15 protein-coding genes and 1 pseudogene are annotated in these 12,643 nt (G+C 60.5%); 7 read left to right on the forward strand and 9 right to left on the reverse strand.

The genetic code is table 11. The features are described 5' to 3' along the window. Positions 1-40: 40 nt before the first annotated feature. Both AC3WKX_RS18005 and AC3WKX_RS18010 read left to right on the forward strand, forming a co-directional pair. Entirely contained in the window at positions 41-412 is a 372-nt protein-coding gene (locus AC3WKX_RS18005) for a type II toxin-antitoxin system Phd/YefM family antitoxin (protein WP_003208094.1), read from the forward strand. Beyond that, the gene (locus AC3WKX_RS18010) at positions 409-786 is read left to right on the forward strand and encodes a type II toxin-antitoxin system VapC family toxin (protein ID WP_003208092.1); all 378 of its coding nucleotides are present in this window, start codon (positions 409-411) and stop codon (positions 784-786) included. Before AC3WKX_RS18005 ends, AC3WKX_RS18010 begins: the two co-directional genes overlap by 4 nt. A gap of 10 nt (positions 787-796) precedes the next feature. Here AC3WKX_RS18010 and AC3WKX_RS18015 read toward each other — a convergent pair whose 3' ends face one another. Together AC3WKX_RS18015 and AC3WKX_RS18020 are read right to left on the reverse strand one after the other, a co-directional pair. Beyond that, positions 797-2,116, reverse strand: coding sequence for an Nramp family divalent metal transporter (locus tag AC3WKX_RS18015; RefSeq protein WP_087694160.1), 1,320 nt, complete (start codon positions 2,114-2,116; stop codon positions 797-799). 41 nt (positions 2,117-2,157) lie between these two features. After that, positions 2,158-3,711 carry a DUF726 domain-containing protein gene (locus AC3WKX_RS18020; RefSeq protein ID WP_102604792.1) on the reverse strand — a complete coding sequence of 518 codons (1,554 nt, stop codon included), beginning with the start codon at positions 3,709-3,711 and terminating at the stop codon, positions 2,158-2,160. Positions 3,712-3,892: 181 nt separating this feature from the next. On the opposite strand from AC3WKX_RS18020, the gene AC3WKX_RS18025 reads away from it, so the two are divergent. Next, positions 3,893-4,294, forward strand: coding sequence for a RidA family protein (locus tag AC3WKX_RS18025; RefSeq protein ID WP_003208087.1), 402 nt, complete (start codon positions 3,893-3,895; stop codon positions 4,292-4,294). Here AC3WKX_RS18025 and AC3WKX_RS18030 read toward each other — a convergent pair. From AC3WKX_RS18030 to AC3WKX_RS18040, 3 genes and pseudogenes are all read right to left on the reverse strand, one after another. Continuing rightward, the gene (locus tag AC3WKX_RS18030) at positions 4,284-5,180 is read right to left on the reverse strand and encodes a LysR family transcriptional regulator (RefSeq protein ID WP_256579771.1); all 897 of its coding nucleotides are present in this window, start codon (positions 5,178-5,180) and stop codon (positions 4,284-4,286) included. The two genes, AC3WKX_RS18025 and AC3WKX_RS18030, sit on opposite strands and share 11 nt — an antisense overlap. 116 nt (positions 5,181-5,296) lie before the next feature. Then, a complete protein-coding gene (locus tag AC3WKX_RS18035) occupies positions 5,297-5,602 on the reverse strand; it encodes an XRE family transcriptional regulator (protein ID WP_102604790.1) in 306 nt (101 codons plus the stop codon). Further along, positions 5,595-5,961: pseudogene (locus AC3WKX_RS18040) on the reverse strand (type II toxin-antitoxin system RelE/ParE family toxin). Before AC3WKX_RS18040 ends, AC3WKX_RS18035 begins: the two are co-directional and overlap by 8 nt. Positions 5,962-6,320: 359 nt before the next feature. On the opposite strand from AC3WKX_RS18040, the gene AC3WKX_RS18045 reads away from it, so the two are divergent. Then, positions 6,321-8,129, forward strand: a complete 1,809-nt coding sequence (locus AC3WKX_RS18045; protein ID WP_102604789.1) for a monovalent cation:proton antiporter-2 (CPA2) family protein — start codon at positions 6,321-6,323, stop codon at positions 8,127-8,129. A 72-nt stretch (positions 8,130-8,201) separates the two neighbouring features. Next, positions 8,202-8,780 (forward strand): DcrB/PsbP domain-containing protein, encoded by a 579-nt coding sequence (locus AC3WKX_RS18050; protein ID WP_003208079.1) that lies wholly within the window; start codon positions 8,202-8,204, stop codon positions 8,778-8,780. A 145-nt stretch (positions 8,781-8,925) separates the two neighbouring features. On the opposite strand, the gene AC3WKX_RS18055 is transcribed toward AC3WKX_RS18050, so the two are convergent. The 3 genes from AC3WKX_RS18055 to AC3WKX_RS18065 are packed head-to-tail and all read right to left on the reverse strand — an operon-like array spanning position 8,926 to position 11,035. After that, positions 8,926-9,645, reverse strand: a complete 720-nt coding sequence (locus AC3WKX_RS18055; protein WP_087694209.1) for an alpha/beta hydrolase — start codon at positions 9,643-9,645, stop codon at positions 8,926-8,928. Between the two features lie 12 nt (positions 9,646-9,657). Next, positions 9,658-10,413, reverse strand: coding sequence for a precorrin-6A synthase (deacetylating) (cobF, locus tag AC3WKX_RS18060; protein ID WP_003208076.1), 756 nt, complete (start codon positions 10,411-10,413; stop codon positions 9,658-9,660). 58 nt (positions 10,414-10,471) lie between these two features. Further along, a complete protein-coding gene (locus AC3WKX_RS18065; protein ID WP_102604788.1) occupies positions 10,472-11,035 on the reverse strand; it encodes a histidine phosphatase family protein in 564 nt (187 codons plus the stop codon). Between the two features lie 198 nt (positions 11,036-11,233). Between AC3WKX_RS18065 and AC3WKX_RS18070 the strand changes: the two genes are divergently transcribed. Then, positions 11,234-11,446, forward strand: coding sequence for a CbtB domain-containing protein (locus AC3WKX_RS18070; protein ID WP_003208073.1), 213 nt, complete (start codon positions 11,234-11,236; stop codon positions 11,444-11,446). Between the two features lie 15 nt (positions 11,447-11,461). Further along, positions 11,462-12,190, forward strand: coding sequence for a CbtA family protein (locus AC3WKX_RS18075; protein ID WP_102604787.1), 729 nt, complete (start codon positions 11,462-11,464; stop codon positions 12,188-12,190). 40 nt (positions 12,191-12,230) lie between these two features. Here AC3WKX_RS18075 and AC3WKX_RS18080 read toward each other — a convergent pair. After that, the coding region (locus AC3WKX_RS18080; protein WP_102665793.1) for a DUF4865 family protein at positions 12,231-12,643 on the reverse strand (413 nt) is incomplete at its 5' end.

Raw genomic sequence — 12,643 nt, forward strand, 5'->3', positions numbered from 1 at the left:
ACTCGGGCAGACTTCGAGGAATTCCTTCAGGAGAGACGTCATGGATGCCAGTCATTACCCGTTCGGAAACCTGCAATCGTCCCCGCAAAAATCACCCTCCGCCAGCAGTCGGTTGATCTTTGCCTGCTTACGAAATTTTGGCTATATTTGGCCAAAACCTCGAGAAGACCAAATGATTACCGTACCGTTGGGTGAAGCAAAAAATAATTTATCAAAACTGGTCGATGATGCCGCCGCCGGCCAAATCATCACCATAGCCAAGCATGGGCGCGCGATGGCTCGCCTTGTTCCTGTCGGGAAACCGACAGGCCGGCGAATCGGCGCGATGAAGGGCAAACTGGTGGTGCCGGATGACTTCGATGCGCCATTGCCAGACGACATGCTGGATGCGTTTGAGGGAAACCACCCATGAGAATACTGCTGGATACCCACATCCTGCTTTGGGCCCTGAGCGATGATCCAAAACTGCCAGCGAAGGCCAGAAAGCTGATCGAGAACGCGGCTGAAATTTACGTCAGTGCCGCCACATTCTGGGAGCTGGCGATAAAGGTCGGGCTCGGGAAGCTCAACGTAAACCTGGACGAAATTCGCGAATACTGCCTGGAAAGCGGCTACGTGGAACTGCCCATCACCTCGGAGCACGCCATCGCGGTCAAGGACCTTGAACACCATCACAGGGACCCGTTTGATCGGCTCATCATTGCAACGGCTATCATTGAGCCGATGAAGTTAGTGACAGCCGACCCGATGGTGGCGAAATACACATCATTGGCCGTTTTGACTTAATTCACTTCGCTCAAAACAACCACTGCCCGATCAGCCAGGCATTCGCCCCGCTGATCACCACAAACAAGCTCCAGGCCAGCAGCCGCGTAGGCAAGCTGTTGACGAACGGCCCCATCAGGCGCTTGTCACCCGTCATGCGGATCAGCGGAAACAACGCAAACGGCAACTGCAGGCTCAACACCACCTGGCTGAGGATCAGCAGCTTGCCGATGGCATCATCCCCCATCAGCCACACCCCGAGGAACGCCGGGATCAGCGCCAGGCCACGGGTGATCAGGCGTCGCTGCCAGCAGGGAATGCGCAGGTTGAGGTAGCCTTCCATGATCACTTGCCCGGCAATGGTGCCGGTGAACGTGGAGCTCTGGCCCGAAGCCAACAGCGCAACACCGAACAGCACGCTGGCGAACGCGCCACCCACCAGCGGGTCGAGCAAGTGATAGGCGTCCTGGATTTCCACCACATCGGTGTGGCCAGTCTGGTGGAACGCGGCGGCGGCCAGTATCAGGATTGCCGCGTTGACCAGCAGTGCCAGGGACAGGGAACCGATGGTATCGATACGCGCCAATTTCACCGCGTCCTGGCGGCTGGCCAGGTCCTTGCCGACCAGCCGGGTTTGCACGATGGAGCTGTGCAGGTAGAGGTTATGGGGCATCACCGTGGCCCCCAGTATGCCAATGGCCAGGTACAACGGTGCGGCATCACTGATGGCGGACAACGACGGGGTGAAACCACGAAACACGTCGGGCCAGTAAGGCTTGATCAGCACCAGCTCGATGAAGAAACACACGCCGATGGTCGCCACCAGTGCCAGCATGATCGCTTCCAGCCGGCGGAAACCTCGATTTTGCAGGGCCAGGATCAGCAAGGTATCGAAGGCCGTGATGACAATCCCGGTGGTCAGTGACACGCCCAGCAACAGGTGAAACGCCAGGGCGCAGCCGAGGACTTCGGCGAGGTCGGTGGCGATGATCGAGATTTCCGCAAGGATCCACTGCACGAACGACGAGCGCCGGCTGTAGCGCTCGCGGCTCAGTTGCGCCAGGTCCTTGCCGGTGGCGATGCCCAGCCGTGAGCACAGGCACTGCACCGCCATCCCCGCCAGGCTCGCCAGCAGCACCACGAACAACAGGTTGTAGCCGTAGCGCGAACCGGCCTCGATGGCGGTGGCCCAGTTGCCCGGGTCCATGTAGCCGATGGAAATCAGCAAGCCAGGGCCGGCAAACATCAGCGCACGTTTGAAAAACGAGGCACGGGGATCAACGACGATGGAGCCGGCGACTTCCGGCGGGCAGAACGGGGCGGTAGCGATTTTGGGCAGGCTGAATTTCACGCGAGGTACCAGGCTTTCACACAAGACGTGAACGCAGCTTATCAGTCAGACGCAACGGTACGCATCACCGTCTCCCGGGGCAGATCAAATGCCTCTACCACCTGGACCACCAGATCCATCTCCTGGTTCAGTGCTTCACGCTCCAGGCGCTCGCGAATCACCCCGATCACCAGCACCGCCAGGGTGGTGATGGAATACGCGGGGCCGGAAAACGCCCGCACGCCGGTCACCAGCAGCATCGCCGCCGCGAGCGCCTGCCCCACCACCGGAATGGCCGTGGCCGCGCCCCGGCGCAGGATAAACCCGGTCAACCCGGCCAGCGCGGTCCCGCTGAGGGCAGTGGTGGCTGAGCGCCCGACATCGAAACGATTGAAAAAACCCTGTTCCTTTTGTGCCGCAGCCTTCAACTCTGCCTCGAACACTTGGCGATCAGCCTGGCTGAGCTTGTCCTTGTATTGCTCGATCAGCCGCTCGGCAACCTGCAGTTCCAGATCAGCAAGGACCACTTTCTCGATCGGTTGATCAAACTTGATACCCACCCGCTGCGCCACGTCCTGGGCGATTTCGCGATAGCTCACGCCATGACCACGGGCCAGGTTCATAAAGGTGTCGCCGCCCATGCGCTGCAACTCGATGGCCAGCTTCAAGGGCTCGCGCACGGTGGCGTCGATAGAGGCACTGCGCTTTTGCGCCATCAGCTCGGCGAAAAACTGCAACTCCTCCGGCCGCGCCTGCACCAGCAGCGGGAACAGCTCGACATCCTCTTCGGCAAAGCGCACTTCGCTGCTGCGTTGATCGGCGCGGATCATGCCCCGGCGTTCCTGCAGCAGGTCGGTGTACTGCACCACCGTCTTCAGTTGCGGCCAATACGCGGCGTGGTCGAACGTGGCCAGGTGCACGTTGGCGACCTTGGCCTTGAGCGCCGGTGTCAGCGGGATCGCATAACGACCGATGCAGCGCTCGGTGTCCGGCTTGAGCGCCAGCGCCCAATCCTTGCTCGAGTGGCAGTTGATCACCCGACCGCTGAGCGGCGCCGAGACCAGGTCCCAGGGGCTGGAGGTACAAATTGCACCGCCCATCAGCAGCAGGTTGTTCAGCGGCAACTCACGGGCCACCTCAGGGCTGGCCAGCAGGCTCTTGACCAGGATGCGCGCGCCCAGGGAGTGGCCGATCAGGTTGATCTGCCGCACCTTGATCGACTCGCCATGGAGGTAGTTGGCCAATTCGGGCAGCAGGCTTTTGGCGACCTCATCCACCCGCGCCTCGACGCTTTTGTAGTGGTCGAGGAAATAGGCAATCGCCTTGCCCACCCCGATGGTTGCGGCACCCAGGCTACCGCCACCCAACATCGAAGTAATCACATCCTTGAACGGCGCAAACAGGTTTTCCAGGAAATGCCCTGCCGGCCAGAACAGCATCAGGTTGGTGGAGCCTTCGATGGTTGCCAGTTGCCGGGAGAAACTACCCAGTTGTTGCTGGTTGAAGAACGCCGAATAACCATGCACGTAGAGATTGAGCACATCCCCCTGGGGCTCGCCACACAACACAAACGTGGGCTTGCGGGTGCGGTGCATTTCATCCCACTGGTGTTGCATGTGACGGTGACTCCTGGCGACGACGGAGGGCGATAGTAACAAAGGGCGGGCTACGGGAATGTGAAAAACTGATACTCGGACTATCCATATCCCTGCACAGTGATGACAAGAAACACGGATTTTGTTCGCAGATTCAGTCCATTAACCTTTGTCGGGTCAACCACTGAAACCGAGGAACACCATGAGCAAGCCCGAGTTTTTCATCACACCCGGTTACGGCGACATTGCACGCGAGACCCTGCATTACACCCAGGCGGTAAAAATCGGCAACCGCGTCGAAACCTCGGGCCAGGGCGGCTGGGATGACGAGTTCCAGATTCCCGAATCCCTCACCGACGAGATCGCCCTGGCCTTTCAAAACCTCGAACGCACCCTGGCGGCAGCCGGCGCCGGCTGGGAGCATGTGGTACACGTCAATTCCTACCACGTGGGAGGTTTCCCGCCGGAGGTGAACGAGCAGATGGTCAAGTGGTACCGCCATTACATGCCCAATCACGCCCCCATCTGGACTGAGCTGGGAGTAGAAGCCCTGGGGCTGCCGGCAATGCGCATTGAAATCCGCGTGACAGCGATTATTGCCTGACGCCGAACCGCTCGATCACCCAGTCGATAAACACCTTCAGCCGGGCGTTCTGATGGCGATTGGGTGGATAGATGATGTGCAACGGCGTGGCGGGCCGGGTCCAGTCTTCGAGTACCGGGACTAACTGGCCTGCCTCTACGTAGTAGTCAACGATGGTCTTGAAATGCTGCCCGACGCCCAGGCCGGCGAGCAGCATTTCCTTGAGGCCGTTGCCTTCGTTGGTGGAAAACGCGCAGTTGCCTACCTCATACCGAGTCGCGCCCTTCTCGAAAATCAACGGCTCCGGCTTACCCGACCCGGCAAAGAAATACCCCGCCTTGAGGTGGTTCTTCTCGAGGTCCTCGGGAGACACGGGCGTACCCATGCGCTCCAGGTAGCCGGGGGCCGCACAAGTGACGTACTCGAGGTCGACAACCTTGCGGGCGATCATCGCCATGTCATCGAGCTTGCCAGCGCGCAGCACGCAATCCACGCCCTCCCCCACGATATTCACGGCGCGGTCGCTGATGCCCAGGGCGATGGTGATCTCAGGGTACTCACGATGAAAATCCACCAGCGCCGGGATCAGCAGGCAATTCGCAAAGGACGCCGGCGCATCCACTTTCAGGTGGCCGCCGGGCTTGAGCTTCTGCCCGCGCAGGGCATTGTCCAGTTCATCGAGTTCCGCCACCAGGCACAGCGCGTGGCTGTAGTACTCCAACCCCTCCGGCGTCGCCGCCAGCGCACGGGTGGTGCGATGCATCAACTTGACGCCAAGGTGCTTCTCCAGGTCCGTGATGAGTTTACTGACGGTAGAACGCGGCAGTGCCAACTGGTCGGACGCGCGGCTGAAGGAGCCGGTTTCGACGACACGGACGAAGGCACGCATGGCGAGAAGTTGGTTCACGTTGATGTCCGATGGGGCGAGAATGGCGAGTATTGTCCATTAAGCTGCACAATGACGACAGGCATTCAGCGAACAGAAAACCCGGCGCATGGCCGGGCTTTGACGGAGCGGATGACTCAGTGGGCAAAGTTCTCGATCTTTACCTGGCCATCAGGAAACGTAGCGACAATCTCCAGTTCTCCTCCCATGGCGCGGATATAGTTACGCAGCGTGCTGATATACATGTCGGTACGCCGCTCCATTTTGGACACTGCCGCCTGATTGATATTCAGCGCCTTGGCCAGCGTATCCTGGCTCATCTGTTGCGCCTTGCGCAGTTCATGCAGGGGCATTTCTTTCAGCTGTTGCTGGAAGATGCGCTCTGCATCGGCCCGGGCTTGCGGTGTCATGCGAGCCTGCAACTCACTGAATTTTTTAGCCATGGTGACGGCCCTCTTTAAGCAGTGTTTCCAAATGTTCGTCATACAACTTCTCAGCCAGCGGGACGTATTCGTCATACCAACGGCCTCGACCGGTTTTATCCCCGCCAATCAGCAACAAGGCACACCGGCGCGAATCAAATGCATACAGAACGCGGTAAGGCCGCCCGGCATGCTGCACCCGCAACTCTCGCAGGCAGCCATGCCTGGAGCCCTTGATATCGCTGCTGCGGGGGGAAGCCAAGGCCTGGCCCCAGAAGGCTCAGTAAATCCACACTGACCGATACTGAGGATTGCTCCTTTGCATCCAGACCGCCCCACCAGATTCCAAACTCGTCCGTGTATTCAATGTCCCAACTCATGAAAATATTCCATCCATGGAATATAAACTCAAGGGCATAATTGTAGGAGTTCCTGGCGTGTACAGGCTTCCGTTTGTCCCGGAAAAGTGTTTGTAGATTATTCCCGCACAATGCTCAGCCCATAAAAAACCACCCTTTCGCGCGGCTGAAGACACGACCACAGCGCCGGCACCACGGATGATCCCGACCGCCACGTGCATAAAACTCATTGAAATAAATGGTATTAATAGTTTGGAGAGTGCCGCGAAAGAACCGGACGACATCCAATGAACCCGGAGGCGAAGGCCTTGGGACCTGCAAAGCAAGCTCGCTCCTACAGTAAAACCTGTTGATTCAGCAAAACGATCCCGGAGTTCCCAATGCCCCATGAAGGCAACCTGTTACAAGCGGCCGTTGTATTCCTGCTCGCTGCCGTCCTGACCGTGCCCCTGGCCAAGCGCCTGCAACTGGGTGCCGTGCTGGGTTACTTGCTGGCCGGAGTGATCATCGGCCCATCGGTGCTGGGCCTGGTGGGCAACCCGCAAAGCGTCAGCCAGTTTTCCGAACTTGGGGTGGTATTGCTGCTGTTCATCATTGGCCTGGAGTTGTCACCGAAGCGTCTGTGGGTGATGCGCAAGGCAGTGTTCGGTGTAGGCCTGGCACAGGTGTTACTGACGGGCACCGTGATCGGCGTGGTCGCGCTGTTCGTGTTTGGCCAATCATGGAACAGCGCGATTGTGCTGGGCCTTGGCCTGGCGCTCTCCTCCACCGCGTTTGGCCTGCAAAGCCTCGCCGAGCGCAAGGAACTCAACCAGCCCCACGGGCGACTGGCCTTTGCGATTCTGTTGTTCCAGGACATCGCCGCCATCCCGTTGATCGCCATGGTGCCGCTGCTCGCGGGCAGCGATCATCCTGCCACCACCTCCCAGGGCCTGCGACACGGCCTGGAAGTACTGGGCAGCATCGCCGTGGTGATCATCGGCGGGCGCTATCTGTTGCGGCCGGTGTTTCGCATTGTCGCCAAGACCGGCCTGCGGGAGGTCTCCACCGCCACCGCGTTGCTGGTGGTGATCGGCACCGCATGGCTGATGGAACTGGTGGGCGTGTCCATGGCCCTCGGCGCCTTCCTCGCCGGGTTGCTGCTGGCAGACTCCGAATACCGGCATGAGCTGGAATCGCAGATCGAACCGTTCAAGGGCCTGCTGCTGGGTCTGTTTTTTATCAGCGTGGGCATGGGCGCCAATATCAGCCTGCTGTTCAGCGCGCCGGTGATCGTGCTGGGGCTGACCCTGCTGCTGATCGCCATCAAGTTGCCGCTGCTGTTTTGCGTGGGTCGCCTGGCAGGCGGCCTGAACCCTGAAAGCGCGCTGCGCCTGGGCGTGGTGCTGGCAGCCGGTGGTGAGTTCGCATTCGTGGTGTTCAAGATCGGCCGCGACCAGGGCCTGTTCGAGCCGCACCTCTACGACATCCTGGTGCTGACCATCACCCTGTCCATGGCCGTGACGCCATTGCTGCTGTTGCTCTGCCCCAAGCTGTTCAAGCCCAAGGCCAAGCCGGTGGAAGTGCCCGAGGAATACCGTGCCATCGAAAGCGATGCGCCACGGGTGGTGATCGCCGGGATGGGCCGCATGGGGCAGATCGTGGCGCGGATCCTGCGGGCACAGAACATCTCGTTCATTGCCCTCGACACCTCGGTGGAAACCATCGAACTGACCCGCAGTTTCGGCGGCATGCCGGTGTTCTACGGCGACCCGCAGCGCCCGGAAATCCTTCACGCAGCGAAAGTCGACCAGGCCGAGTTTTTCGTGATCGCCATGGACGACCCCGAGATCAACATCAAGACCGCCGCGCTGGTACGCAGCCTCTACCCGCACATGAAGATCATCGCCCGTGCCCGTAACCGCCAGCATGTGCACCGCCTGGTGGACCTCGACGCGTCACCGGTGCGCGAGACGTTTTACTCCAGCCTGGAAATGAGCCGCCGCACCCTGGTGGGCCTTGGCTTGACCCAGGCCCAGGCCGACGCGCGCATCAGCCGCTTCAAAAACCATGACCTGCAATTGCTGGCGGCCCAACACGCCGTGTATGACGACGCGGCCAAGGTGATGCAGTCTGCCCAGGAAGCCCGGACGGAACTGGCACGGCTGTTTGAGATGGACCGGATCGAGGAAGAGTCCGACAAGGTGTAGGGATGGAGATGAACGATCTTGCGAGTTTTCTGACAGAATACGGCGCAATTTCGTTCATCCCTGGAGAGCTTCATGGCCACCCTCAGCAAGACCGCAGCCCTCTTGGCCCTAGCGCTGGCCGCCGGCTTCGGCGCCAGCCAAGTCCTCGCCGCCAGCAAGCCAGCGGCGCAGAAGACCGCCACCCAGACCATCTCCACCCTGGATGGCAAGTTCAGCTTCAACCTGCCCAAGTCCTACCTGGCCGACCCACTGCCGGCCGGTGATGCCGAGCACGGCACCGCAGGCGCCAGCGGCACGATGTACAGTGACCAGGCCACCAAAAGCGTGATCTTCGTCGTCGAAAAACCGAGTGTCGCCGGCCTGATCAAGGACAACGACCCGCAGTTCCTCGACGGTGCCGTGGCGGATTTTGTCAAGGAACAAAGCGCCGCCCTGCCGGACTTCAAGAAAGGCGCCGAGAAGAAACTCACCGTGAAAGGCCTGGCTTTGCGCCAGGTCGACAGCACCGCGACCATGGGCGGTGGCAAGACACTGAGTTCCACCTTCCTGACGGGTTCCGGCAGCCACCAATTGGTGGTGCAGGCCATTTCCCGGGCGGATGATGAAGCCGGTCATGCACTGTTGGTGAAGCAGATTATCGGCGGTAAATAACCGGTTTTATCTGGCAGTGAAAATCCAATGTGGGAGCGGGCTTGCTCGCGAATGCGGTGGGTCAGTTAATACATGTGCTGACTGCAACACCGTCTTCGCGAGCAAGCCCGCTCCCACATTTTTGATCGCGCTCACATCTCAGGATTCAACGCAGGCTCTTTTCCAGCCACTGCTTCAAGTCCAGCAACTCCGCCTCACCGACGGTATGAATCATCCCCGGGTAGCCGTGGAATTCCGGGGTGAGGCCAATCCCCTGCAATACCTCGTTGGCCCGCGTTGCCGAGTAGTACGGCAGCGCCTGGTCCAGCGTCCCGTGACCGATGAAAATCGCCAGCTTGCCCAGTCGCGCATCCGGCTTGAGTTCGGCCTTGAGTACCGGCAGCAGGCTGCCGCTCAACGCCGCAATCCCGCGCAGGGTTTCGGGATGTCTTAACCCGACTTCATACGACATGATCGCACCCTGGCTGAAACCCACCAGAAACACCCGCTCAGGTTGGGTGTGGTACTTGGTGGTGGCCTGGGCGACGAAGGCTTCGATCAGCTTGGCGCTGCTCTGCAGGTCGGCGGTCTCGCCATCAAAATCGCCATCGCCCGGCTTCTTGCGAAACCAGCGATAACCACCGCCCTCCACCGGCATCGGTGCCCGTGCAGACAGGTAGGTCCAGGTCGACGGCAAGCGGTCCTTGAGCCCGAACAGGTCGGCCTCGTCACTGCCATAACCGTGCAGGAAGATCACCAGCGGCTCGTTGCGGGCATCACTTTGAGTCTGTTCCAGGTAAGGCAGCGGCAGGTCGGTGTGCAATACGTCTTCGGCCTGTGCGGCGCCGGTAAACAGCGCTACCGTCAGGGCAATCAGTTTGAGCATGAGCATCAACCTCTAGGGTTTGCGCAACAAATAGGTATCCATGATCCAGCCATTGGCCTGGCGCGCCGCCTTGCGCACACGTTCAATCTCTTCGGCAACCTCGGCCACTTTGCCGCTGATCAGGATTTCATCCGGTGTGCCCAGGTAGGCGCCCCAGTAGATATCCAGGTCCTGATCGGCCACGGTGCGGTAGGAATCTTCGGCATCGAGCATGACAACCAGGGTGTCGGCATCACTCGCCTGCCCCGCCGCCAACCGGCGCCCGGTGGTGATTTCGATGGAGCGACCGATGCGGTTCAGCGGCACTTTGTGCTGCGCCGCCAACGCCTGGACGCTGGTGATCCCGGGGATCACTTCAAATTCGAATTCGCAGCTGCCGCTGGCGAGGATCGCCTGCAGGATACGAATGGTGCTGTCGTACAGTGCGGGGTCGCCCCAGGCCAGGAATGCGCCCACTTCGCCGTCGGCCATTTCTTCATTGATCATCCGTTCGAAGGTCTGCTGCTTGTCGCGGTTCAGGTCCTTCACGGCGGTGGTGTAGTCGATATCACCGCGCACCCGCTCGGGGCAATCGGCCTCGACAAAGCGGTAGGCGTGATCGGTGATGTAGGTCTCGCAGATTTCCCGGCGCAGGTCGATCAGCTTGTCCTTGCTCTGGCCCTTGTCCATCAGGAAAAACACGTCGGTGCGGTTGAGCGCCTTGACCGCCTGCATCGTGATGTAGTCAGGGTTGCCGGCGCCAATGCCGATGATCAGGATGCGTTTCATGGGAAAGTCTTCATGGGTGGTCTCGGTGCGGGGAACGGATTTTGCCATGTTCGGGACGTCAGGCGTGAGTTTCCAGGCGCAGGCGCCAACGCCCATTGAATCGCAACTCGGTGGATGACAGCGGTTCCACGTCGATCAGGTTGAACATGGCGGGTGGGCATTGCATGACATGCAGCAGCGCTGCGCGGATCACAAATGGATGCGTCACCGCCACGACATGCCCCGGGGATTGCTCGAGGGACTGCAACCACTGTCCTATCCGCTCACACAGTTGCACTACCGACTCGCCGCCGTGGGGCGCCGAGGTGCTGTCGGTCAACCAGGCCTGAAGCGCTTCGGGTTCGGCCTTCTGAACCTCCTCGATCGCGAACCCTTGCCAGCGGCCAAAATCACAATCGCGCAGGGCTGTTTCAACCAAAGCATCGTCGGCAAACAGCGCCGCCGTCTGCCGGGTCCGCGCCTCCGGGCCGCACAGCACCCGGGGTGCACGCTTGAAGCGTTGCCCCTGGGAAAGCGCCGCCTGCTGCCAGTCCATCTCCACCGACTCATCCAGCGCAAAGCGTGCCTGTTTCTGGGCACGGGTGCTGGCGTGGGCAACAAGGGTCAAACGGGTGGCCTGCATGACAAATCGCTCTGGTTTTAAGGTGCAGTCAGCGTAGACTTGCGAAGTTGTTTCAACATGTTTCAACTATTCTGCAACAGGAAGCCGGTTCAATGCCGGCGCGGTCGCGCCACTGTATTCGGCCTTTTAGCCGTAAGCCAGACCCTGTTTCAGCTAACTCGCTATCCATTTCGGGACGCGTCATCCCTGGAGGTTCTCATGGCTTATACCGCTGCAACTGGCTCCGACGTTTCAATACCGTCCATTCCCCTGGGCGAAATCCTGCCCTGGGCGATCTTCGGCGGCCTGCTGCTGTTGCTCGCGATTTACTTCGTCGGCGCCGAGCAAGGCGCGACGGCCGTGTTCAAAGGCATGTACGTGCATGAGTTTGTGCATGACGGTCGCCACCTGCTGGGTTTCCCCTGCCATTGATTGGAGCGTGACGACATGACAGGGCATTTACTCGTTCGCGGGATGCTGGTGGGCCTGCTCGCCGGCATCTTGGCCTTCGGCTTCGCCAAGACCTTTGGTGAGCCGCAGATCGACAAGGCCATCGCCTTCGAAGATCAGATGGCACAGATGCACGGCGACGCGCCGGAAGAAGAACTGGTGAGCCGCGACGTACAAAGTACCTTCGGCCTGTTCACCGGCGTGGTGGTGTACAGCGTCTCCCTGGGTGGCATTTTCGCCTTGGTGTTCGCCTACTCCCTGGGCCGCATCGGCAAGGTCGGCCCCCGTGGCTTGGCAGCGCTGCTGGCATTGGCGGCGTTTGTGACGATCATCGTGGTGCCGGGGCTGAAGTATCCGGCCAACCCGCCATCGGTGGGCGACCCGGCCACCATCGCGCAACGCACCAAGCTGTTCTTCCTGATGCTGCTGGTGTCGGTGGCGGCTGCGGTGATTGCGATCAACGCGGCGCGCAAGCTGATTGCCAGCCGTGGCCTATGGGCAGGCGCGATCCTCGGTGTGGCGCTGTACATCGTGATCGTGTCGGTGGCCGGCAGCTTGTTCCCGACCATCAACGAAGTGCCGGAACAGTTCTCGGCAGTGTTGCTGTGGAAATTCCGCGTGGCTTCCCTGGGGATTCAACTGGTGCTGTGGACCACCCTGGGCCTGGTGTTCGGCGCCGTGGCCGAGCGCAAGCTGAGCCAGCCTCAGGCGCGTCTCAACTCCTGACAGTACAGGTAGCCGCCGACGCATCGGCGGCTACCGGCATTCACACCCCGGGCCGCGCCAGGTAGAACACCTCGTAGCCATTGCCCGGATGGTTCACATCCAGCACCTTGGCCGACAAGGTAATTCGCACCAGCTTCCACGCCTGCACATCCAGCGCCAGAAACACCGCGAAGTTATCGCTGCTGTCCGCGAGCTGCTGGTTGCGGGCCTTTTCTGCGGCGAGGATTTGCCCGCGGTCCGCCCCCGGCGCCAGCGCCCACTCCTCCCGATACAGGCTCAAGGCGTCTTGCGCCGGACCTCGCTGCACGTCCAGCGGTAACCAGGACTCAATGTGCGGCTGGCCAAAACTGTCGAGGACCTTCTGGAAGCGCTCGCCGAGCAAGAAATCCGCAGCCTGCAAAGGATCCGACCACAGATAAACCGACGAATACAGGTGGGGGGGGGGGGGGGGGG

It is taken from the genome of Pseudomonas sp. GP01-A4, assembly GCF_058780865.1.